Source organism: Collimonas sp. GW821-FHT02H07 (assembly GCF_059421505.1).
On record NZ_JBWKVC010000003.1, the window covers coordinates 43,931 to 66,524 of the forward strand.

Annotated in this window: 17 protein-coding genes; 4 read left to right on the plus strand and 13 right to left on the minus strand. The window is 61.3% G+C overall.

The features are described 5' to 3' along the window. Positions 1-35: 35 nt before the first annotated feature. Positions 36-1,862 (minus strand): potassium-transporting ATPase subunit KdpA, encoded by a 1,827-nt coding sequence (gene kdpA, locus AC07V8_RS06355; protein ID WP_494679486.1) that lies wholly within the window; start codon positions 1,860-1,862, stop codon positions 36-38. Between the two features lies 1 nt (position 1,863). Next, complete coding sequence (gene kdpF, locus AC07V8_RS06360) at positions 1,864-1,953, minus strand: K(+)-transporting ATPase subunit F (RefSeq protein WP_038491105.1); 90 nt, start codon at positions 1,951-1,953, stop codon at positions 1,864-1,866. Between the two features lie 341 nt (positions 1,954-2,294). Here kdpF and AC07V8_RS06365 point away from each other — a divergent pair, with 341 nt between their 5' ends. After that, positions 2,295-4,478, plus strand: a complete 2,184-nt coding sequence (locus AC07V8_RS06365; protein WP_494679487.1) for an FUSC family membrane protein — start codon at positions 2,295-2,297, stop codon at positions 4,476-4,478. A gap of 171 nt (positions 4,479-4,649) precedes the next feature. Next, a complete protein-coding gene (locus AC07V8_RS06370) occupies positions 4,650-5,039 on the plus strand; it encodes a hypothetical protein (protein ID WP_494679488.1) in 390 nt (129 codons plus the stop codon). A 28-nt stretch (positions 5,040-5,067) separates the two neighbouring features. Here AC07V8_RS06370 and AC07V8_RS06375 read toward each other — a convergent pair whose 3' ends face one another. Together AC07V8_RS06375 and AC07V8_RS06380 are read right to left on the minus strand one after the other, a co-directional pair. Beyond that, positions 5,068-5,967 carry an SMP-30/gluconolactonase/LRE family protein gene (locus AC07V8_RS06375; RefSeq protein WP_494679489.1) on the minus strand — a complete coding sequence of 300 codons (900 nt, stop codon included), beginning with the start codon at positions 5,965-5,967 and terminating at the stop codon, positions 5,068-5,070. 75 nt (positions 5,968-6,042) lie between these two features. Then, on the minus strand, positions 6,043-7,137 hold the full coding sequence (locus AC07V8_RS06380) for a porin (RefSeq protein WP_494679490.1): 1,095 nt from the start codon (positions 7,135-7,137) through the stop codon (positions 6,043-6,045). Positions 7,138-7,326: 189 nt separating this feature from the next. Between AC07V8_RS06380 and AC07V8_RS06385 the strand changes: the two genes are divergently transcribed. Then, positions 7,327-8,268: a LysR family transcriptional regulator gene (locus AC07V8_RS06385; RefSeq protein ID WP_494679491.1), complete on the plus strand. Its 942-nt coding sequence runs from the start codon at positions 7,327-7,329 to the stop codon at positions 8,266-8,268. Between the two features lie 2 nt (positions 8,269-8,270). On the opposite strand, the gene glyA is transcribed toward AC07V8_RS06385, so the two are convergent. Continuing rightward, positions 8,271-9,647 (minus strand): serine hydroxymethyltransferase, encoded by a 1,377-nt coding sequence (gene glyA, locus AC07V8_RS06390; RefSeq protein ID WP_494679492.1) that lies wholly within the window; start codon positions 9,645-9,647, stop codon positions 8,271-8,273. 56 nt (positions 9,648-9,703) lie between these two features. Between glyA and AC07V8_RS06395 the strand changes: the two genes are divergently transcribed. Beyond that, complete coding sequence (locus AC07V8_RS06395; protein ID WP_494679493.1) at positions 9,704-11,218, plus strand: aminotransferase-like domain-containing protein; 1,515 nt, start codon at positions 9,704-9,706, stop codon at positions 11,216-11,218. 16 nt (positions 11,219-11,234) lie between these two features. Here AC07V8_RS06395 and AC07V8_RS06400 read toward each other — a convergent pair whose 3' ends face one another. The 8 genes from AC07V8_RS06400 to AC07V8_RS06435 all read right to left on the minus strand — a co-directional run bounded on the left by AC07V8_RS06400 (position 11,235) and on the right by AC07V8_RS06435 (position 22,539). Further along, the gene (locus AC07V8_RS06400; protein WP_494679494.1) at positions 11,235-12,026 is read right to left on the minus strand and encodes an SDR family NAD(P)-dependent oxidoreductase; all 792 of its coding nucleotides are present in this window, start codon (positions 12,024-12,026) and stop codon (positions 11,235-11,237) included. Between the two features lie 31 nt (positions 12,027-12,057). Continuing rightward, on the minus strand, positions 12,058-13,638 hold the full coding sequence (locus AC07V8_RS06405; RefSeq protein WP_494679495.1) for an aldehyde dehydrogenase (NADP(+)): 1,581 nt from the start codon (positions 13,636-13,638) through the stop codon (positions 12,058-12,060). A 24-nt stretch (positions 13,639-13,662) separates the two neighbouring features. Then, positions 13,663-14,658 carry an AraD1 family protein gene (araD1, locus tag AC07V8_RS06410; protein WP_494679496.1) on the minus strand — a complete coding sequence of 332 codons (996 nt, stop codon included), beginning with the start codon at positions 14,656-14,658 and terminating at the stop codon, positions 13,663-13,665. A gap of 95 nt (positions 14,659-14,753) precedes the next feature. After that, the gene (locus tag AC07V8_RS06415; protein ID WP_494679497.1) at positions 14,754-16,499 is read right to left on the minus strand and encodes an IlvD/Edd family dehydratase; all 1,746 of its coding nucleotides are present in this window, start codon (positions 16,497-16,499) and stop codon (positions 14,754-14,756) included. Between the two features lie 24 nt (positions 16,500-16,523). Further along, positions 16,524-17,756 (minus strand): multiple monosaccharide ABC transporter permease, encoded by a 1,233-nt coding sequence (gene mmsB, locus AC07V8_RS06420; RefSeq protein WP_494679498.1) that lies wholly within the window; start codon positions 17,754-17,756, stop codon positions 16,524-16,526. A gap of 1 nt (position 17,757) precedes the next feature. Continuing rightward, positions 17,758-19,353 (minus strand): multiple monosaccharide ABC transporter ATP-binding protein, encoded by a 1,596-nt coding sequence (gene mmsA, locus AC07V8_RS06425; RefSeq protein ID WP_494679499.1) that lies wholly within the window; start codon positions 19,351-19,353, stop codon positions 17,758-17,760. 185 nt (positions 19,354-19,538) lie between these two features. Beyond that, a complete protein-coding gene (chvE, locus tag AC07V8_RS06430) occupies positions 19,539-20,597 on the minus strand; it encodes a multiple monosaccharide ABC transporter substrate-binding protein (RefSeq protein ID WP_494679575.1) in 1,059 nt (352 codons plus the stop codon). 535 nt (positions 20,598-21,132) lie between these two features. Next, positions 21,133-22,539, minus strand: a complete 1,407-nt coding sequence (locus AC07V8_RS06435) for a M14-type cytosolic carboxypeptidase (RefSeq protein WP_494679500.1) — start codon at positions 22,537-22,539, stop codon at positions 21,133-21,135. Between the last annotated feature and the right edge of the window lie 55 nt (positions 22,540-22,594).

Here is a 22,594-nt window from a genome sequence, read left to right on the forward strand (position 1 = left end):
ACCCGGGGTGGGCCTTGAGACCCACCCCATCCGGCTTAATGTGCAAACATCTGCAAATGTTCAACCACCGGACCAAGCGCCAGGGCCGGTACATAGTTCAAGACCCCTACCAGCACCACCACACCGATCAGCAGCACGATGAAAAGCGGCCCATGGGTCGGCATCGTGCCGGAGTTCGGTTCCAGCCGCTTCTTGGCGGCAAACGAGCCAGCCATCGCCAGGATCGTGACGATGATGATGAAACGGCCGAACCACATGGCGATCGCCAGCATCACGTTATAGAACGGCGTGTTGGCCGACAGGCCGCCGAAGGCGCTGCCGTTGTTGTTGGCGGCCGACGAGAAGGCGTACAGGATCTCGCTGAAGCCATGCGCACCCGGGTTGGCGATACCGGCCACGCCGGCAGTCGCCATGACGGCGATGGCGGTGCCGCCGAGCACCAGGATCGGCGTCGCCAGGATCGCGATCGAGGTCATTTTCATTTCAAACGACTGGATCTTCTTGCCCAGGTATTCCGGTGTGCGGCCGATCATCAAGCCGGCGATGAACACCGCCATGATGGCGAACACCAGCATGCCGTACAGGCCGGAACCGACGCCGCCGAACACCACTTCGCCCATTTGTATCAGGGCCATCGGCACCAGGCCGCCCAGTGCGGTGAAGGAATCGTGCATGGCGTTCACGGCGCCGCAGGAAGCCGCGGTGGTGACTGCTGCAAACAAGGCCGAAGCGCTGATGCCGAAACGGCTTTCCTTGCCTTCCATATTGCCGCCGGACTGCAGCAGGCTATGCGCCTGGTCGATGCCCATCGCGGTCAGGCCGGGATGCGACTGCTGTTCCGCATACATCACGACCGCGGTCATGACGACGAAGATCAGGGTCATCGCCGCCAGCACCGCCCAGCCCTGGCGGATATCGCCCACCATGAAGCCGAAGGTGAAGCACAGCGCCGCCGGAATCAGGAAAATCGCCAGCATCTGCATGAAGTTCGACAGCGGCGTCGGATTCTCATAAGGATGGGCCGAGTTGGCGTTGAAGAAACCGCCGCCGTTGGTGCCTATCATCTTGATCGCTTCCTGCGACGCCACCGGACCCATGGCCAGGGTCTGGACCTTGGTGTTCATGGTTTCCAGCACCGGCTTGCCGGCGGCATCGCCGGTACCCATGACCGGTTGACCGTCTGCGCCGACCTTCGGCTGCTGATAAGTCAGCGGCTGAACGATGGTCGCATCCTTGTAGGAATCGAAATTCTGGATCACGCCCTGGCTGATCAGGAACACCGAGAAAATCACCGCCAGCGGCAACAGGATGTACGCCGTGGAACGGGTGATGTCGGTCCAGAAATTACCGATCGACTGTGCCGAATGGCGCGAGAAACCGCGGATCAAGGCAAAGGCAACCGCGATGCCGGTAGCTGCTGAAAAGAAGTTCTGCACAGCCAGCACCAGCATCTGGGTCAGGTAGCTCATCGTGCTTTCGCCCGAATAACCTTGCCAGTTGGTGTTACTGATAAAACTGACAGCTGTGTTGAAGGCAGAGTCGGGGCTAAGATTGGCAAAGTGCTGCGGATTCAGCGGCAGCCAAAGCTGAAAGCGCTGCAAGCCGTAGGTCGCCAGCGCGCCGATGGTGTTAAAAAGCAGCAGGGCCAGCGCATAGGTCTTCCAGTTCATCTCGGACTTGGCCTGGATGCCGGCGCAACGGTACAACCATTTTTCGACCAGGTTAAACCAGCCTAAGCCGGTGACCGGAGCATGGTCGGAGGAGCCAGCGGCGACCTGGACGATGTACTTCCCCAGCGGGTAGCTCAAGACCAGCAGCACTCCCAGGAAAGCGATCAGCAACATGATGGATTGGGAGGTCATCTCAGAATTCCTCCGCTTTGATCAACGCCACGACCAGATACACCAACAGCGCGACGGTGACTACCGCGCCGAGTACATAAAACGGATTCATTGACCATCCTCCAGCTTCTTGCAGCCCACTGCCAGCGCCCAGGTGACGACAAACATCGCCACGATCGCACCGACATACATTCCATCTATTGCCAGGTCCATCATTACCCTCATTACAGGTTAGTTTCGGTAATGACAGGCTATAGAAAAGTTCCTAAAAATGTCGTAAAGAGAAAGTACGGGGGTGTAAACAAAGTGTAAAAAAGCCGTAAAAATCGGCGAAAACGCCCTGCATATTGAAGGTGAATTCCTTTCATGTCTTTTTTGCACCATCCGCCTTAATTTATCCAGGCAAACGCGGTACACTTTGAGCCTCGCCAGCTACCGCAGAAAAACATCTACATGCATTACGCCCTGGACCTGCGCACCTTTATATTCAGTCACTATTTCTATACTGGCTTGCGCATCGCCACCGGCGTGGTGGGGCTGACCATGCTGGTGCTGCAGTTCAGCGACCTGCCGACCGCGATGACGGTCTGCATCGGCGCCCTCTCCACCAGCCTGATGGATTTGCCGAGCACGCTGCGGCACAAGTTCAACGAGATGCTGTCCAGCGTGCTGCTGTGCACCGTGGTGACGCTGATCATCAGCCTGTGCGCGCCGTTCCACTGGCTGCTGAGCATCATGCTGGTGGTGGTCACCTTCCTCGCCAGCATGATGGTGGTGTATGGCAAAAAAGCCATGCCCCTGCAGTTTTCCGCCTTGTTCGTGATGACCTTGTCGATGGAAAACGCCATGAACGTGGAACAGGCGTTTTTCCACACCGGCCTGTTCCTCGGCGGCGGCCTGGCTTACCTGGCCTATTCGATGGCGGTATCGTGGTTCCTGCGCAGCCGCATCAAGCAGCAGGTGCTGGCGGAAGCGCTGTTCGAGCTGGCGCGCTATATCAATATCAAGGCCGACTTCTACGATATGCACGTCGACCTCGGCAGCCAGTTCAATCTCCTGGTGCGGCAGCAGATCGTGCTGGCGGAAAAGCAGCAGGCCTCGCGCGACCTGATCCTGCGCGATCCGCGCAACCAGCAGGATGCGATCCTGGTGCAGGTCCACTTCGGCATGTTCGACCTCTACGAGCACATCCTCTCGACCCATACCGACTACGCCATCCTGCGCCAGCACCTGGCCGACGCCGAAGTGCTGACCTACCTGCGCGACCTGGTCAACAAGGCGGCCAAGGATATCGAAGCGATCGCCTACGCCGTCACGCGCAAGCGCGCCTCTTTCGCCAGCGTCAGCTACAAGGCCGAAATGCGTTCGATCGAAGCGGAATTGCAGCAGCTGCAGCAGGACAGCCTGGCCGGCAAGGTCTCGGAAGAAGCGCTCGACATTCTGCGCGCAGCGTACGGCAAGATCGTCGACGCCATCGACATGATCAGCCAGCTGCACCACGCCACCCAAAGCGTGCAAGGACCGCTGCCGGTATTGCTGGGCAAGGACATGACGCCGTTCCTGACCCAGCAAAAATATCAATTGGGGGTGCTGCTGTCCAACCTGCGCTGGCAATCACCGACTTTCCGCTTTTCCGTGCGGGCGGCGCTGGCGATTTCCTGCGGCCTGCTGGCGGCAGACTCCCTGCCCTACGCCGGCCACGGCTACTGGATCGTGCTGACCATCGCCATCATTCTCAAACCCAGCTTCAGCCAGACCAAGCAGCGCCGCGGCGACCGCCTGATCGGCACCCTGATCGGCTGCGTGGCGACAGCCCTGATCCTGCGTTTCGTGCACGAACCGGTGGCCTTGCTCGGAATCCTGTTCATGGCGACCGTGGCGGCGCCCGCCTTCATCTACGTCAAGTACCGCTATACGGCGATTGCCGCCAGCATGCAGATCCTGCTGCAGATCAACCTGGTGATTCCCAGCAGCGGCCACGTCATCGGCGAGCGCCTGATCGATACCCTGATCGGCGCGGTCATCGCCACCGCTTTCAGTTTCGTGCTGCCGAGCTGGGAATACCGCACGCTGCCGCAGCTGATCAAGAATGTCCTCAAGAACAACCAGCGCTTTCTCGACGCCAGCAACAAGCTGATGCAGGGCAAGGCGCTGGACGATTTCATCTACCGCGTCTGCCGCAAGCGTTTCCTCGACAGCATGTCAGAGCTGGCGTCGACCCTGGTGCGCATGCTCGACGAACCGGTCAGCAAGCATCGCGCGGTGGAAAACCTGAACCAGTTCATCGTCCAGAATTACCTGGTGATGGCGCATGTCGCCGCGCTGCGCATGCTGCTGCGGCGGAATGCCGAAGGCATGCCGCAGGCCGCGGTCAATCTGGAACTGGATGCCGCCACAGCGCGCGTCTGCAAGACCTTGGGAGTGGCGGAGCATGTCCTCAACCCTGATGCGCCGTTGGCGCCAGCCGATGCGCCCGCCGCACCGCTGACGGCAACACAGCAGGCGGCGGAGCCGCTGGCCGAAGCAGAGAACTGGCCGGCCTGGCATGCGCTGCAACAACGCACTGAATTGCTCTATCAGGACAGTGAAAAGATTGCCGTCAACAGCGCCGCGATCGGGCGCATCCTGGCGGCATAAGAAGGTCATCACAGAGGGGATACCCTCAAAAGAAAAGGTTTTTTTCTCAAAATAAAAGCAAACCGTTTCCCCGACTAAGCACAGCGAAACACTGGCATACGTAGTTTCCATATAGTACTATTTCTATGTGGAAACGCATTTGCGGGTTTTACGATCTTAGAAAGGGTAACAATGAACATCGCCGTCTTAAAACTCGCTGCCGCCTCGGCCTTGCTGTCCCTAGCCTCCGGCGCCATGGCCAGCGCCAACGGCGGCATCATCCATTTCGTCGGCAGCATCGTCGAACCGCCTTGCAGCACCGGCAGCTTCGAGGCCGGCCAGATCGACATCCATTGCGACCAGCGCAGCGCCTTCGACGTCTCGTTCCAGCGCATCGGCTCCAACGCCGGCTTCGCCAAGACAACGGTCACCTTGACGCGCGACGGCAAGCCGCTGGGCGACAAGGAAGCCAGCGCCTACCGCATGGCCGTGCAGGGCAATACGCAGCTGGGACTGTCAGTCAAAAACGCGGCTACCGATGCCGATACGCGCCCCGTCATCATGACCATCAGCTATCTGTAAGCGGCCAACAGACGGCGGGCGGCGGCCATCAGGCCCCGCCGAAACGCGCTTCCGGCAAACCGCGCACATCCGCCACGTGATGCAAGAACAGGCCGCCGGCGGCAGGCTCGGCCAGCAAGGCTGCCGGCGACAGCGATTCACGCGCGCTGGTGATATATAAATCATCCAGCTCAGCACCGCCGAACGCCACGCAGCTGGGTTGCGCCACCGGCACCTTGAGCACGCGCTCGATGCTGCCGTCCGGCGCCAGGCGCAGCACGCGATGACCGCCCCACTGGGCATTCCACAGATAACCCTGGCTGTCGATGGCAGAGCCGTCCGGTTCGCCCGGCTGCGCCGACAAGTCGGCAAACAGGCGCTGCTTGCCGATCGTGCCGGCTGCGGTGTCGTAGTCGCAGCAGTGAATCTTCTTGGCGAGCGAATCGCAGTAATACATGGTGTGGCCGTCCGGGCTGAAGCAGATGCTGTTGCTGATCGCCACCGGCGGCAGCGCCAGGCGCTCCAGCGTCAGGTCGGCATTGAGCCGGTAGAACGAAGCGCAGGCAGCCATGTCGGCGGCGTCGTTCTTGGTGCCGAAGACGAAACGGCCGAATCGGTCGCAGCGGCCGTCGTTGACCCGGGTATGCGGCAGCTCGGCCTCGACCGCGCAAATCGGCGTTATCTGCCGATCGGAAAAACGGAACCAGGCCAGTTGCGAGGCCAGCCCCAGCAGCAGCCGGTCGTCGTCCTCGCTCAAGGCAAAAGTCGCCAGCCGCTCCGGCATGGGCCAGCTCTGCGTCACGCCTGTGGCCGGCGTCAGGCACCACAAGGCGGCGCCGAGAATATCGGTCCACAGCAAGCGCTGCGTGCGCCGGCACCACAGCACGCCCTCCCCCAGCTGATGTTGACCGTCGAATACCAGGCTTGCGGTGGCTGCGGCAGTTGTCATTGCAGATCCTCAAAAAAATAATAACGAGGCCTTGCGACCTCGTTATTGCATTACCCATCAGTTTAAAGCAAAAAATCAGAACGAATGGCTGATGCCGGCATAGCCGCCATTCTGCGCATGTCCCGGCAAAGGATTGTCGAACTCGGTGCCAAAGTCGGCATTGCCCTTGTTGCGCACCGTGCCGACGGCCGCATACAGCAAGGTCCTTTTCGACAGGTTGTAGTTGGCGCCGACCATGAACAGGCTGGCGCTGCCGGCGTCATGATTGAGCTTGGCGTGGAAGGCGCCGCCGATCAGGGTCAGGGCCGGCGTCACCGCGTAGTTGGCGCCTATCCAGTAGTGATTCAGCTTGTCGGGCGCAGTCGGCGCGGCGGTGTCCGGCGCAGAAATATTCTCGTAGCCGGCAAACAGCTTCAGCGCGTCTATCGTATAGGTGCCGCCCACGATCAGATCCTTGGACGCCGTGTAGACATCGGTATAGCGGCCATTGGCGTCGCGGATCACGTCATAGATGCCGCGCAGCTCCAGGCCGCCGTTGGTGTACACCAGGGAGATGCCGTCGCTGCGGCCATTCTTGGTGGAACCGGCTTTTTCGCCCAGGCTGGTCTGGGCAGTGGCGTTGAAGCCGCTCCAGGTCGGCGTCTGGTATTCGATGACGTTGTTGGCGCCCGGCCAGTTGCGGCCCTTGACCAGGCTGGCCGTGCCCATGAATTGCTGGCCGGTCGGATCGAGATACCAGACGTCGTTGACGATGAACAGGTTCTTGCCGAACTTGATCGAACCGGCGCCGCCGTTCAGGCCGACGTACGAGCGCCGATTGAACAAGGCGCTGCCGTTGGTGGTGCCCTTGGTGGCGTCGAAGCCGGATTCCAGCAGGAAGAAGGCGCCCAGACCGCCGCCCAAGTCCTCGGTGCCCTTGAAGCCGATCATGCTGGTGCCCCACTGGTTGCCGGAAGCCGCCAGCTTGCTGCCGGTCTGGCCAGTCAGGTTGCCGTTGGCGTCTTTCAGCGCGACGCTGCTTTGGTAATCGACGCCGGCGTCGACCCGGCCGTAGATGGTGACATTGGTTTGCGCCTGCGCCTGCGCGACAGCCAGGCCTAGCAGGCCGAATGCAGCGGTAGCCGTCAGCGCCTTGAGAGGCGCGCCCGAGGTGGTAGTGAAAAGCATCATACGTCTCCTTGAATTTATTTTGTTTTATATGCGCCTGATGATCAGGCTGGCCTCATAGTAAGGATTCGATTGATATCCATCCAATGAATTTTTGCGCCACATCGATACTATGTTTGGTATCATTTTGAGCGCTGCCTTGCGGCAAGAGCGATCCGGCGGCATATAAAAACATCAACTGAAGAGACGACCATGTCCACCAACGACACCAACTGGTTCCTGCGCGCCCGCCTGAAAACCCGCCAGCTGCTCTTGCTGATAGCGCTGGACGAGGAACGCAATATCCACCGCGCCGCCGAAGCGCTCAACATGACCCAGCCGGCGGCGTCCAAGCAGCTCAAGGACCTGGAAGACATGCTGGACGTGCAGCTGTTCGAGCGACTGCCGCGCGGCATGCGGCCGACCATCTACGGCGAAGCGATGATCCGCCACTCGCGCATGGCGCTGACCAGCCTGTCGCACGCGCATGACGACATCACGGCGCTGAAATCCGGCCTGTCCGGACAGGTCAATGTCGGCGCCATCCTGTCGCCCGGCATGGTGCTGCTGCCGCCGGCCATTGCGCGCCTCAAGCAGCAGGCGCCCATGCTGCGCATCGGCGTCGAGGTGGAGAGCAGCAACATCCTGCTGGAGCGCTTGCAGCGCGGTTCGCTGGATTTCCTGGTGGCGCGCATCATGGACCAGGACGACAACCGCAATCTCGAATACGAAGAACTGTCGGACGAGCCGGTATGCGTGGTGGCGCGGGTCGATCATCCGCTGCGCCATGTCTCCAACCTGCAGTTGAAAGATATCGCCGACAGCGGCTGGATCCTGCCGCCGAAAGGCAGCATCCTGCGCCACCGGGTCGACATGATGTTCCACAAGGAAGGCCTGGCGCCGCCCGCCAATGTGGTCGACACCACCGCGATCCTGGTGATCAGCAGCCTGCTGCAGCAGACCGATTTCCTGCATGTGATGCCGGCCGAAGTGGCGCGTTTCTATGTGCAGGTCAATGTGCTGGCGATCCTGCCGATCGAACTGCCGTGCAAGATGGACGGCTTCGGCATCATCACCCGGCGCCTGCAGATCCTGTCGCCGGGCGCGACCATCCTGCAGCAGACCATACGCGACGTCGCCGCGCAGATTTATTGAGGCTAAGCTGCTGGCGGCAAGCCGTTCTCAAAGCAGTAGTACAAGGTCTGGTACCGACGGCGATAATCAATCACGTCCTGCTGCACCCGTTCTACTGGCTCGTTGCGCAGCAGCACGCGCGCAAAGAATTCCGCGATGTCGTCCATCTGCGCTTCCCGCATGCCGAGCCGCGTCACCTCGATGCTGCCGATGCGCAAGCCGCTCGGGTGGTCCCAGTCGGCCGCGGCATCGCCCGGAATCAGGTTCTTGTTGGTGATCAGGTTGGCGCGCGCCAGCTGGTGCGCCACTTCCAGGCCGCCGCCGAACTGGCGGACGTCGGCAATCACCTGATGGGTCTGGCTATAGCCGCGGCTGGCGCCGATCACCGGGATGCCGCGCTGCTCCAGCGCGCGTCCCAGCGCCTGTGAATTCCTGACGATCTGCGCCATGTAGACCTGGCCGAACTCGATCATCTCCGCCGCCGACACCGCCAGCGCCGCCACCCGGTTCACCTGGTGGGTTGCGGCCAGCACCGGAAACACTGCCCACGCCAGCCGCTCGGTGATGGCCGGATCGTTCCAGGCCATGATGCCGCTTTGCGGACCGCTCCAGGTCTTGCCGGCGGAACCCGTGAGCACCGCCGCCCCCTCGCGCAGCGGATCCTGGAACTGGCCGCCGGCGATCAGCCCGAGCTGATGGGCTCCATCGAAAAACAGCTTGCCGCCCCAAGGCGCGATGATCTCGCTGATCTCCCTGGCCGGCAGCGCAAACAGCGTCATCGACATGCCCAGCGTGACCAGCTTCGGCTGGTGCTGTTGCGCCACGCGGCGGAAAGCATCGAGATCGATCTCCAGCTCCGGCGTAAATGGAATATCGACGATGTTCAGGCCGCGCACTCCGGCCGGGCCGTCGGCACGGTTGCTGGAATGGCCGCCGAACGGCTGCGGCGCCGTCATCACGGTGTCGCCGGGCTGGGTCAGCGCGGTATATACCGCCAGGTTGCCGATCATGCTGGCGCACAGGCGGTGGTCGGCATACTCGGCACGCAGCGCACGCTTGAGCAGCTCCATGCACAAGGATTCGACCTCGTCGATATAGCGGGTGCCGGCAAACCAGCGGTTGACCGGCCCGATATGGCCCTCCGCCGCGCGCGTGCCGATTTCGGACGACAACAGGCTGCGCACGGTAGGACTGGTGGGCGCTTCCGGCGCCAGCAGGTTGAGGCACTGCTGGCCGCGCCAGATCTCGTTGCGTTTTACCGCCGCCGAAACTTCCTGCGCCATTTCCCTGACATTTTTACAAGCATCGAGAACTTGCGCCGCGCTTTTCAAGGTGGCGGCGTCGTGGACCTGGTAAGTCGGTTCGGCTTTGGAAAAACGACCTTGCTGTTCGGCGTGCATGCTGATCTCCTCGATGTGCTTCAAGTGGATGGAATCGCCACGACATGGCGGCCTGCATGGAAATATATCGCTGGCGCCGACACTGGCGTCAAACACTTGCGCAAATTGTTATCGAACAGTTCGCACAGTATGCGCAAGTGTTCGATAATCAAGGCATCTCCTGCCTCGCCATGGACCGCCGCATGCTGCCGATCGCGCTAGACCGCCACTCTCCCCTGCCGCCGCAACAGCAACTGTGCCGGTTGCTGAAACAGGCCATAGAACAAGGCCGGCTCGCGGCCGGCAGCAAGATGCCGTCGATACGCGCACAAGCGGCGCAGCTCGGCGTCAGCCGCTATGCGGTGCTGGCGGCGTATGAAGAACTGGCAGGGATGGGCTTGCTCAATCCGCGCCATGGTTCCGGCTACTACGTGCGGCTCAGCGCCACGGCGCCGCGCCAGGCCAGGCCGCCGCACCTGGAACAGGTATTGGATGTGGCGCTGCTGATCCGCGGCCTGGTGGAACCCAACACCTTGCTGAAGTGCGGCAGCGGCGCATTGCCCAAGGAATGGCTGCAAGGACTGGATTTGCACCGGCACTTGCGCAGCGTCGCGGCGCGCCCCGCCGCCAATGTGTATTGCTACGGCTCTGCGCTGGGTTATGCGCCGCTGCGCGAGGTGCTGCGGCAAAGACTGGCGCGGCGCGGGATAGACTGCAGCGCCGAGCAGATCCTGCTGACGGCCGGCGGCACGCACAGCCTGGAGCTGCTGATCCGCTGCTGCTGCGCGGCAGGCGATACGGTGCTGGTGGAAGCGCCCGGCTACTACAATCTGTTCAGCCTGCTGCATCTGTCAGGGATGGCGATGCAGGCAGTGCCGCGCCAGGCTGACGGGCCTGACCTGGACGCGCTGGAAAACATGCTGCGCGGCGGCCTGCGGCCACGGCTGTTTTTCATGCAATCGCTGCTGCATAATCCGACCGGCAGTTCCATCAGCTGGGCCAAGGCGCATCGCCTGCTGCGGCTGGCGGAGGATTACGATTTCACGATAGTCGACGACGACATCTACAGCGATTTCGCCGCCGACCAGGCGCCCAGGCTGGCCAGCCTGGACGGCTTGCAGCGGGTGGTCTACCTCTCGGGTTTCAGCAAGACCGTCTCTTCCGACCTGCGGGTCGGCTATATCGCGGCGGCGCCGCCGCTGCTGCAAACGCTGGCCAGGATCAAGCTGATGATCAGCATCACCACCTCGGAGTTCGTCGAACAGGCGATCTACCAGGTGCTGACGCACGGCCATTACGAGCGCCACCTGGCGCAGCTGCGCGCGCGCCTGCAAAAGGGCCGGAGCGGCTTGCATCAGCTGCTGTCGGATATCGGCTGGCAAATGTATTCAGCGACGGCGCAAGGCATGTTCATCTGGTGCCGTCATCCGGCCGGCAAGGATTCCCTGCTGCTGGCGCAGGAAGCGGCCGCCGCCGGCTTCTGGTTCGCGCCGAGCAGCGCCTTCGATCCCGCGCACCGGCCCAGCGCCTGGCTGCGCTTCAACGTGGCTTACGATACGCCCGGATTACGCGCCTGGCTGGCCACGGTGTGACGGCAAACGGCGCCGATCAGGCCCAGCCGGCGTCGACGATGAATTCCTGCGCGGTGCACATGGCGCTGTCGTCGGCCGCCAGGAACAGCACCATGCGCGCCAGGTGCCAGGGTTGCAGCTTGCCGGGCAGGCACTGGTTGCGCTTGATGTCTTCCTCGCCCGCGGCATCCAGCCACAAGGCGACCTGCCGTTCCGTCATCACCCAGCCGGGCGAGACCGTATTGACGCGGATATTGTGCGGACCGAGATCGCGCGCCAGGCCGCGGGTGAGGCCGACCACCGCCGCCTTCGCCGTGGTGTAGACCGGATAGCCGCCGTTGGACAGGTGCCAGCTGATGGAACTCAGATTGATGATGGAACCGCCGCCCTTTTTCTGCATGCCCGGCGCAACCGCCTGGCATGTGAAAAACATGGGCCGCTGGTTGATGGCGATGCGGTCGTTCCAATAGTCGACGGTGACGTCCTGCCACTGATGGCGCTGGTCGTTGGCGGCGTTGTTGACCAGCACATCGAAATCGCCCAGTTCCTGCGCCATGGCTTGCATGGTGGCTTGCAAGGCCGGGATGTCGCGGATATCGCAATGACGGAACAAAGGCTTGCTGAAGCCGGCATCGGCCAGCCGCTGGCACAACGCTTCGCTGGCGGCCGTCTCGATATCGACAAACGCCACCCGCGCGCCTTGCTCCGCAAAGGCGCTGACAATCGCCTCGCCGATGCCGCTGCCGCCGCCGGTGACGAATACGCTCTTGTCTTTCAAGCTGGGGAAATGCGCCAGCTTATCGCTTCCAACATTGTTTACCGCCGACATGTGTGCTCCCGTGTGATGCAGATAGATCCGCTTATTTTTTCAGTTGTCCGTTGATACGCTGCCAGATCGCCAGCGGATTGCCATCCTGTACTGCCGCCGGCAACAGCGCCTGCGGCAGGTTCTGGTAGGACACCGGCCGCAGGAAGCGCTGGATGGCGGCAGTGCCGACCGAGGTGCTGCGGCTGTCCGAGGTCGCCGGAAAAGGGCCGCCGTGCACCATCGAATACGAGACTTCAACGCCGGTCGGAAAACCGTTAGCCAGGATCCGACCGACCTTGCGCTCCAGCACCGGCAGCAGTTCGCGCGCCGTCGCGTGGTCGCCGTCGCTCATCTGCAGGGTCGCGGTCAGCTGCCCTTCCAGGCGCTCAGCCACCTCATGCATCTGCGCCATATCCTTGCAGGCGATCAGCAAGGAAGCCGGACCGAACACTTCTTCCGATAATTGCGGATCGGCCAGGAAATCCTCGGCGCTAGCGGCGAACAAGGCCGGCACGCCACCGGCCGTGCCGGTATCGCTGGCGATGCCATGGCTCAGCTGGCGTGCATGCGGATTGCCTGCCAGGCGGCCGACACCTTGTTCATAAGCACGCTGGATGCCCGCCGACAGCATGGTGCCGGCATGCCGTTGCGCCAGTTGTTCGGCGGCCGTTGCGCTGAAACGTTCCAGGTCCGGTCCTCCCAGCGCCAGCACCAGGCCGGGATTGGTGCAGAACTGGCCGACCCCGAGCAGCAGCGAATCGACAAAGCCGGTCGCAAGCGCCTCGGCCTTTTCCGCCAACGCATGCGGCAGCAGGAAGACCGGGTTGATGCTGCTCATTTCCGCATACACCGGAATCGGCTGCGGACGTGCGGCAGCCACCGCCATCAGCGCCAGCCCGCCCTGGCGCGAACCGGTAAAGCCGACTGCCTGGATCTCCGGATGGCGCACCAGTTCCGCGCCAAGCTGGTTGCCGACGCCGGTCAGCAAAGAAAATACGCCTTCCGGCAAGCCGGCCTCGGCCACCGCGCGTTGAATCGCCCTGCCCACCAATTCCGAGGTGCCCGGATGAGCAGGATGCGCCTTGACCACTACCGGGCACCCCGCCGCCAGCGCCGCCGCGGTATCGCCGCCGGCTACCGAAAACGCCAGGGGAAAATTGCTGGCGCCGAATACCGCCACCGGCCCCAGGCCGATCATGCGCAAGCGCAAATCGACGCGTGGCAGTGGCTGGCGTTCGGGCAAGGCGGGATCGATGCGTGCCTCCTGCCATGAACCTTCGCGCAGCACTTCCGCAAACAACCTGAGCTGGCCTACGGTGCGGCCGCGCTCGCCTTCCAGCCTTGCCCTCGGCAGGCCGCTTTCCTGCATGGAGCGTTCGATCAACTGGTCGCCCAGCCCGATAATATTGTGGGCAATGCTTTCAAGGAAGCGCGCGCGGGTTTCCGGACCGGTGGCGCGGTAAGGATCGAAAGCGATCCGCGCCAGCTCGCAGGCGCAGTCTATTTCGGCTTTGCCGGCAGTATGAAACGCCGGTTCAAGATTCTTGCCGGCAGCCGGATCGAAGGCAAAAAAATCCGCGCCGCCGCCCTTGATGCTGGAGGCGCCGATCAGCGACTCGCCTGTGATATTCATGGTTTTCCTGGCAATGTAAAAGACTTACAGCTGATGGATCTGCGGCGCCGGCGCCGTCTCCAGCGCCAGCCGGTTGCGCAAGGGCGGACCGAAAGCGGCGACGTCGATCTCGAAGGTTTCGCCGGGCGCCACCTGGATGCCGTCGGCGCAGCTCAGGGTGGCGGTGCCGAAGAAATGGATATGCACATCGCCCGGGCGGCGGAACAGCGGGTACTTGAAATGGTGGTATTCCAGGTTCGCGACCGTATGCGACATATTGTCCTCGCCGCTGACGAAGGGCTTTTCCCAGCGCACCTCGCCACGGCTGTCACGGATGCGCGACATGCCCGCCACGTGCCGCGGCAAGTCGCCCACCAGCAAGGCCGGTCCGACCGCGCACACGCGCAGCTTGGAATGGGCCAGGTACAGATAGTTCTGGCGCTCGGTGACATGATCGGAAAACTCGTTGCCGATGGCAAAGCCGAGGCGGTAAGGCGCGCCGTCCGGGCCGATCACGTACAGGGCGGCGATCTCCGGCTCTTCGCCGCCATCCAGCGCGAACTGCGGCATGCCCAAGGGCTGCTCGGCGGCACGGACGATGCTGCCGTCGCCCTTGTAGAACCATTCAGGCTGAACGCCGGTCTGGCCGGCCGGCGGCTTGCCGCCTTCCAGTCCCATGCGGAACATTTTCATGCTGTCGGTGAGCGTGTCGGCATCGCTGATTTTCTTGTGCATGGCGTCGCGGCCGTCGGCGCTGCCCAGGTGCGTAAGGCCGGTGCCGGTGACGTAGCAATGCGCGCTGTCGTCATGGTCCAGCGGCGGCAACAGGCGTCCGGCGCGCGCTACCGTGGCGTAGTCCAGCTCGGTCGCGCCCAATGCTGCGTCGACCAGCTTTTTCAGCGTGCTGCGCGCGGCAATCGCCGCCTGCGCCAGAGCGTAGGTCGAGGCATAGCCGTCGATCGCGCGGATCTTCCTGCCTTCGTCTTCCAGTACGCCGATGCGGCGCTGGCCGTCGGCTTGCTTGAATTGAACCAACAACATGTACTTCTCCGGTGTTGTAGGGTGGGCACACTTTTGTGCTCACGCGGATATCAAAACAGCGTAGGCACAAAAATGTGCCCACCCTACGACTGCAATTAATGAGAATGCTTAGGTACAGCCGAGCCGCGGCAGCCGACCAGGAAATCGAAATCGCAGCCTTCATCGGCCTGCAGCACCCGGTCTATGTAGAGGCGCTGATAGCCGCTGTGGGCAGTCACGGTCTCGGCATTGATGGCCGCCCGCGCGACCTGGCGCTGCGCCATTTCGGCGTCGCTGATATCCAGGTGCAAACGCCCCGCTTCGCAATCCAGTTCGATCCAGTCGCCGTCTTCGACGATCCCCAGCGGGCCGCCGGCGGCCGCTTCCGGCGCCACGTGCAGGACCACCGTGCCATAGGCGGTGCCGCTCATGCGGGCGTCGGAAATGCGCACCATGTCCTTGATGCCCTGCGCCAGCAGTTTCGGCGGCAAACCCATGTTGCCGACTTCCGCCATGCCGGGATAGCCTTTCGGGCCGCAGTTCTTCATGACCAGCACCGAACTGGCATCGACTTCCAGTTCGGGATCGTTGATGCGTTTCTTGTAGTGGTCGAAATCCTCGAACACCACGGCCTTGCCGCGATGCTTCATCAGCTCCGGGGTGGCGGCCGACGGCTTGAGCACGGCGCCGCGCGGCGCCAGGTTGCCGCGCAGGATGCAGATGCCGCCGTCGGCGATCAGCGGCTTGTCGATGACGCGTATCACTTCATCGTTGTAGATAGGCGCATCCTGGTTGTTTTCCCACAGCGATTTGCCGTTCACCGTCAGCGCATCCTTGTGCGGCAGCAGCCCGGCTTCGCCAAGACGGCGCAAGACGCCCGGCAAGCCGCCGGCATAATAGAACTCTTCCATCAGGAAGCGGCCGGACGGCTGCAGGTCGACCAGGGTCGGCGTGCCGCGGCCGATGCGGGTCCAGTCCTCCAGCTCCAGCGGTACGCCGATGCGGGCGGCGATGGCTTTCAGGTGGATCACGGCGTTGGTCGAGCCGCCGATCGCGGCATTGACGCGGATGGCGTTTTCGAACGCTTCGCGCGTCAGGATTTTCGACAGGCGCAAGTCTTCCCACACCATGTCGACGATGCGCATGCCGGACATGTGCGCCAGCACGTAGCGGCGCGCGTCGACCGCCGGAATCGCGGCGTTGTGCGGCAACGATGTGCCCAGCGCCTCGGCCATGCACGCCATGGTCGAAGCCGTGCCCATGGTGTTGCAAGTGCCGGCCGAACGCGACATGCCGGATTCGGCCGCCAGGAACTGGTGCATGCTGATCTGGCCGCCCTTGACCGCTTCGCTCAGCTGCCAGACGGCGGTGCCGGAGCCCAGGTCCTTGCCCTCGTGCTTGCCGTTCAACATCGGCCCGCCGGTGACCACGATCGCCGGCACGTCGCAGCTGGCCGCGCCCATCAGCAAGGCCGGCGTGGTCTTGTCGCAGCCGACCAGCAGCACCACTGCATCCATCGGATTGCCGCGTATCGATTCTTCCACATCCATGCTGGCCAGGTTGCGCGTCAGCATGGCGGTCGGCCGCAGGTTCGACTCGCCGTTGGAAAATACCGGAAACTCGACCGGGAAGCCGCCGGCTTCGGAAATGCCGCGCTTGACGTGCTCGGCGATCTTGCGGAAGTGCGCATTGCAGGGCGTCAGTTCGGACCAGGTATTGCAGATGCCGATGATCGGCTTGCCCTGGAATTCATGGTCCGGAATGCCCTGGTTCTTCATCCAGCTGCGGTACATCATGCCGTTCTTGTCGTTGGTGCCAAACCAGCCGGCCGAGCGCAGCGGGCGTTTCTTATCGAATGTCATCTGTGGCTTCCTCGTGAAATACGCTTATTTGTTCTTGTTGTAGACGTCGACAAACACCGCCGCCAGCAACACCAGGCCCTTGATCACCTGCTGGTAGTCGATGCCGATGCCCATGATCGACATGCCGTTGTTCATCACGCCCATGACGAAGGCGCCGATCACTGCGCCCATCACCTTGCCGACGCCGCCGGAAGCCGAGGCGCCGCCGATGAAGCAGGCGGCAATCACATCCAGCTCGAAGCCGGTGCCGGCCTTGGGCGTGGCGGTATTCAGGCGCGCCGCGAATATCAGGCCGGCCAGCGCCGCCAGCATGCCCATGTTGATGAAGGTATAGAACGACACGCGCGAAGTCTTGATGCCCGACAGCTTGGCCGCCTTCTCGTTGCCGCCCACCGCATAGATGCGGCGGCCGATGGTGGTGCGGTTGGCGACGAAGGTGTACACCACCATCAGCAGGAACATGATGATCAGCACGTTCGGCATGCCTTTATAGGAGGCCAGCAGATAGCTGAAGAAAATGATGACGCCGGCGAAGATGGCGTTCTTCAGGATGAAGAACAGATAAGGTTCGTCTTCCATGCCGTGCTTGCTTTGCTTGGCGCGCGCGCGCACCTTGACCACGATCATGATGGCCGCCACCAGCACGCCGACCAGCAAGGAAGTGATGCGCAGGTCGGCGCCATTGAACAGATCGGGAATGAAGCCCGAACTCAGCATCTGGAAATCGTCCGGGAAGGGGCCGATCGACTGCCCTTGCAGCAGCGCCAGCGTCAAACCCTTGAACACCAGCATGCCGGCCAGCGTGACGATGAAGGACGGGATCTTGAAAAAAGCCACCCAATAGCCCTGCGCCGCGCCGATCACGCCGCCGGCCAGGATGCACAGGATGCCGGCGAGGACGAAATTGACATGCAGGTTGACGATCAGCACCGCCGCCAGCGCGCCGATGAAACCGACCACCGAACCCACCGACAGGTCGATATGGCCGGCCACGATCACCATCAGCATGCCGAGCGCCATGATGACGATGTAGCTGTTCTGCAGCACCAGGTTGGTCAGGTTGAGCGGCTCCATCAGGGTGCCGTTGGTCATGTACTGGAAAAACGCCATGATCGCGATCAGCGACATCAGCATGCCGTACTCGCGCATATTGTTTTTCAGGAAGCCGGCGTAGTCTTTCTTGTCCAGCGTGGGCTGGGGCTGAGCCCGGTTTTCCTGCGCAGTCGGAGCCGCAGGCGTTGCAATATCGTGGTTCATTTCAGTTGTCTCCGTTCTTCGCCGCTTCGTTCTTCACTGCTTCGTTGTTCGCTGCTTGTTCACTGCTTGTTACGCGCTCATTCCTCACAATGGCGCGCATGATTTTTTCCTGCGAAGCTTCCGCCGCCGTCAGTTCACCGACGAAGTTGCCTTCGTTCATGACATAGACGCGGTCGCACATGCCAAGCAGTTCCGGCATTTCCGATGAAATCATGATGATGCATTTTCCTTCGCTGGCCAGCTGGCTGATGATGGTATAGATCTCGTACTTGGCGCCGACGTCGATGCCGCGCGTCGGTTCGTCCAGTATCAGCACGTCCGGGTTGGAAAACAGCCACTTGCTGAGGACCACTTTCTGCTGGTTGCCGCCCGACAGGTTGAGCACTTTCTGGAACACGTTGGAACAGCGGATCTTCAGCTGGCGGCGATAATCCGCGGCCACCGAATATTCGCGCCCCTCGTCGATCACGGTCTTGTCCGCCACGCCATCCAGGTTGGCGAGCGAGATGTTCTTCTTGATATCCTGGTCGAGGATCAGGCCGTAGCCCTTGCGGTCTTCGGTGACATAGGCGATGCCGTTGTCGATGGCTTTCTGTACGGTGCTGACATCGATTTCCTTGCCGCGCAAGAAGACCTTGCCGCTGATGCGCTGGCCGTAGGCGCGGCCGAAAATGCTCATCGCCAGCTCGGTGCGGCCGGCGCCCATAAGGCCGGCGATGCCGACGATCTCGCCCTTCCTGACGTTGAAATCCACGCCCTTGATCACCTGCCGCTCCGGATGGATGGGGTGATGCACGCGCCACTGCCTGACCTCGAAGATGGTCTCGCCGATCTGCGGGCTGCGCTTGGGATAGCGGTCGGCCATCTCGCGGCCCACCATGTTCTGGATGATGCGGTCTTCGCTGATCACTTCCTTGTGGCAGTCGAGCGTATCGACCGTGCTGCCGTCGCGCAGGATGGTGATGGAATCGGCGACCTTGGAAATTTCGTTGAGCTTGTGCGAAATCAGGATCGAGGAAATGCCCTGCGCCTTGAGTTCCAGCAGCAGTTCCAGCAAGGCGTCGCTGTCGCTCTCGTTCAGGCTGGCGGTAGGCTCGTCCAGGATCAGCAGCTTGACCTGCTTGGAGAGCGCCTTGGCGATCTCGATCAGCTGCTGCTTGCCGACACCGAGATTGGTGATCAGCGCGCTGGGCGATTCCTTGAGACCGACTTTCGCCAGCAGCTCCTTGGTCTTGGCATAGGAACCGGCCCAGTCGATTACGCCATGCTTCGCCTGTTCATTGCCGAGGAAGATATTTTCGGTGATGGACAGCAGGGGCACCAGCGCCAGTTCCTGATGGATGATGATGATGCCGCATTCTTCGCTGTCGGCGATGCCTTCGAATTTTCGCGTCTGCCCTTGATAGTGGATATCGCCGGTGTAGCTGCCATGCGGATAGACTCCGCTCAGCACTTTCATCAAGGTCGACTTGCCGGCGCCGTTTTCGCCGACCACGGCGTGGATCTCGCCGCTGCGCACCACCAGATTGACGTTGTCTAATGCTTTAACCCCCGGGAATGTCTTCCCGATCCCGCGCATCTCCAGGATAGTTTCCATCTGTGTTACCTCGCTTGCGGGAATCTCCATGAACCTGTTGCGCGGTTCCTGGGGCCCCCTTACCTGATACCGCGCACAATGTCGCCGGCGCCTGACAAACGGACCTTGCAACAGCGGCAGGCGCGCTGCAAGGTCCGGTCAAACAAGATCTTCAAACCATCGCGCCGTGGCGATGCGCCCGATGCTTATTTGATCTGGCTCTCAGTGTAATAACCGCTGCCGATCAGCACCGGCTTCCAGTTGGAAGCGTCGACGCTGACCGGTTTCAGCAGGTAGGAAGGCACGACCTTGACGCCGTTGTTATAGGTCTTGGTATCGTTGATGGCCGGGGTTTTGCCGCTCAGCTCCGCATCCACCATGCCAGCCGTGACCTTGGCCAGCTCGCGCGTGTCCTTGAACACGGTCTGGCGCTGCTCGCCGCGCAGGATCGATTTCACCGAAGGAATCTCGGCGTCCTGGCCGGTCACGACCGGCATCGGCTGCTTGGGCGTGCCGTAGCCGACGCCTTTGAGAGAGGACAGGATACCGATGCTGATGCCGTCATACGGCGACAGCACCGCATCCACGTGGGCATTGCCGTAGTAGGCGCTGAGCAGGTTATCCATGCGCGCCTGGGCCACCGCGCCATCCCAGCGCAAGGTGGATACCTTGTCCATGCCGGCCTGCTTGCTGCGCACTACCAGCTTGCCTTTGTCGATGTATGGCTGCAGCACCGACATCGCGCCGTTGTAGAAGAAGAAGGCGTTGTTGTCGTCGGCCGAGCCGCCGAACAGTTCGATATTGAACGGGCCTTTGCCGCCCTTCAGGTCCAGCGCTTTTTCAATATAGCTCGCTTGCAGCACGCCGACCTGGAAGTTGTCGAAGGTCGCGTAGTAATCGACGTTCTTGGAGTTGCGGATCAGGCGGTCATAGGCGATGATCTTGACGCCCTTGTCGGCCGCTTTTTGCAGGGCATTGGTCAGCGTGGTGCCGTCGATCGCCGCGATCACCAGGACTTTCACGCCCTTGGTCACCATGTTTTCAATCTGCGCCAGCTGGTTCGGGATGTCGTCTTCCGCGTATTGCAGGTCGGTCTTGTAGCCCTTTTCCTTGAACACCTTGACCATATTGTCGCCATCGGCGATCCAGCGGGCGGAGGATTTGGTCGGCATCGAGATCCCGATCAGACCCTTGTCCTGCGCGCTGGCATGGGACACCAGGCCGAACATGCCTATCATCAATCCAACAATCGTTGTTTTAATCATTTTCACAGCTTGTCTCCTTGAGTTATTTTGATTTTCTATCAGAACATGGTAAAGCGACTGCTACTGCATGGTTGGTCCGGTCAGCGATGGAAGTTGTGCGGGTACAGTATGGTATTTTCCAAACAGCAATGCCGAAACTGTCAATATAGACCTTTCCTGATGGATTTCCTCGCTATCTTACGAACATCACTGATATCAAACAAATGAAATTTTTCATTATTTTGATATCTATTTCGATATTACTACAAAGAAAATAAACTGTCTCTCGACGCCCTTGCAAGGCCGTTTCCAAGAGAACAAATACCGAAGCCAGTGTAAAAACACTTGGCTGGTCTTACTAATCACTTTTTTAGTGGAACTGATATCGATCTGGATATCATTAAGGGGAGGATTTTTTGCAAATAGCGGCCAGCATGCGTTTCAAGGCGAAACGCCTTTCCTTGCCGATGGGAATATCCAGCCGGCGCCAGGAAAAATAAAAAGGAAGGGATAGTGAACCGCGCCTGGCACGGTTCACCTCGGAACAGTTGAAGGCTTATTCCTGTTCGCCATAGATCTGGGGCTTGAACGGCAGGCGGAACATCGACATGTCGTCGGCATCGACGGCGCCGGCGCTACGCGCCCGCATATCCATGTCGCCGATCGCCCTGGCCAGCGCGCTTCCTAGATGACGCAAGTCGTCTCTGCTTATCCAGTGGTCGAAACCAGCGCGTCCATAGGTGGTTTCCAAGGTGATGGCGTTGACTGCGTCTTGCTTGTTTGCCCACCACCACGTCTCGGAAAAAGGCGAACCCAGGAATCCTGCCCCGCCGTCGGCCGGCGGCTGTTCGATCAGGCCGCCGTAGTGGCCGGCCAGCGACTTGATGAAGGCGATCTGCTTTTGCCAGAGATTGCGCTGCGCCGCGGTGTAGATCGCAGGATCGCTGCCGAAGTGCGGGAAGAAGAAGGCGGCGGTATCCGGCTCGGAATTGGAGGAATGCAGGTTCAGCGCCAGCGCCACCGGCGCTTCCTGGTCCAGCAGGACCGGCACCATGCCGCCTTGGTTGAGCAGCCGGTTCTCCAGCGGCGCCGCGGCGCTCAGATAGAGATTGCCGGCAGCAGGCAGCCATTGGTTTTCCAGATTGATGCTGGCGGCATTGGTGCGATAGTTGCCCAAGATGACGCCATCGACGTTATGCATGGGGACGATCTTGAAGACATAGCGCTGGCGCAGCGCCCTGCCCGCCGCATCTTCCGCCAGCACGGCGCGGATCAGTCCTTCCAGCACGAATGAGGGGCCGGTTTCGGCGGCATGGGTCCTGGCGTGTATCCAGACCGTCTGCTTAGGCGCATGCACCGCGGCGTCAGCCAGCGTCAGCAATTGCAAAGGCTTCTGGAAATGCGGAGAAGCTCCCAGCGTATCGGCCTGCAGGTAGCGGCTGCCTGAAACAGAACTCAAAAAAGACGACAGATCCTGGGTCGTGTAGGGAAAGGTCCTGGCTATCCATACGGTAGGCTGGGAGAATTGCTTGTTCACGACCAGGCGGCAGCTGTCGGGAACGGCAACGTCGCAACCAGGCGTCAGCGTCGCCTCCTTTTCATCAAAATAGCGCCAGTCTTTTTGATCATAGGAGTACACCGGCACAAAATAATAGGGAAAGCCCAGCCGCGTAAATTCAAGATGCACGCTTTGCCGGGTCGGCACATCGTCTGCCCGCAGGTACCACCAGGTGCGGAAGCTTTTCGGTAATTCAGCATTGTCGTTGTCGTTGCGCAACGCCAGTTCCCATGCCAGCCCGTGCTGATCGAGCTGCCTGGCGAGCGGCAGGCTGCCAGACTCGAAATCGGCTGAGAAGCGTATTGTGTCGCCGGTGACGAATCCGGAACCGCCGCAGCTTGCCAGCGCCACGCAAAGCAACAAGGGAAATGCATATCGGCACAGCAGTTTGTAGAATTTGGTCATGGCCGCCTCCGTAAATGTGTTTTTATGATAACAAAATACACATTTGAAATAATGC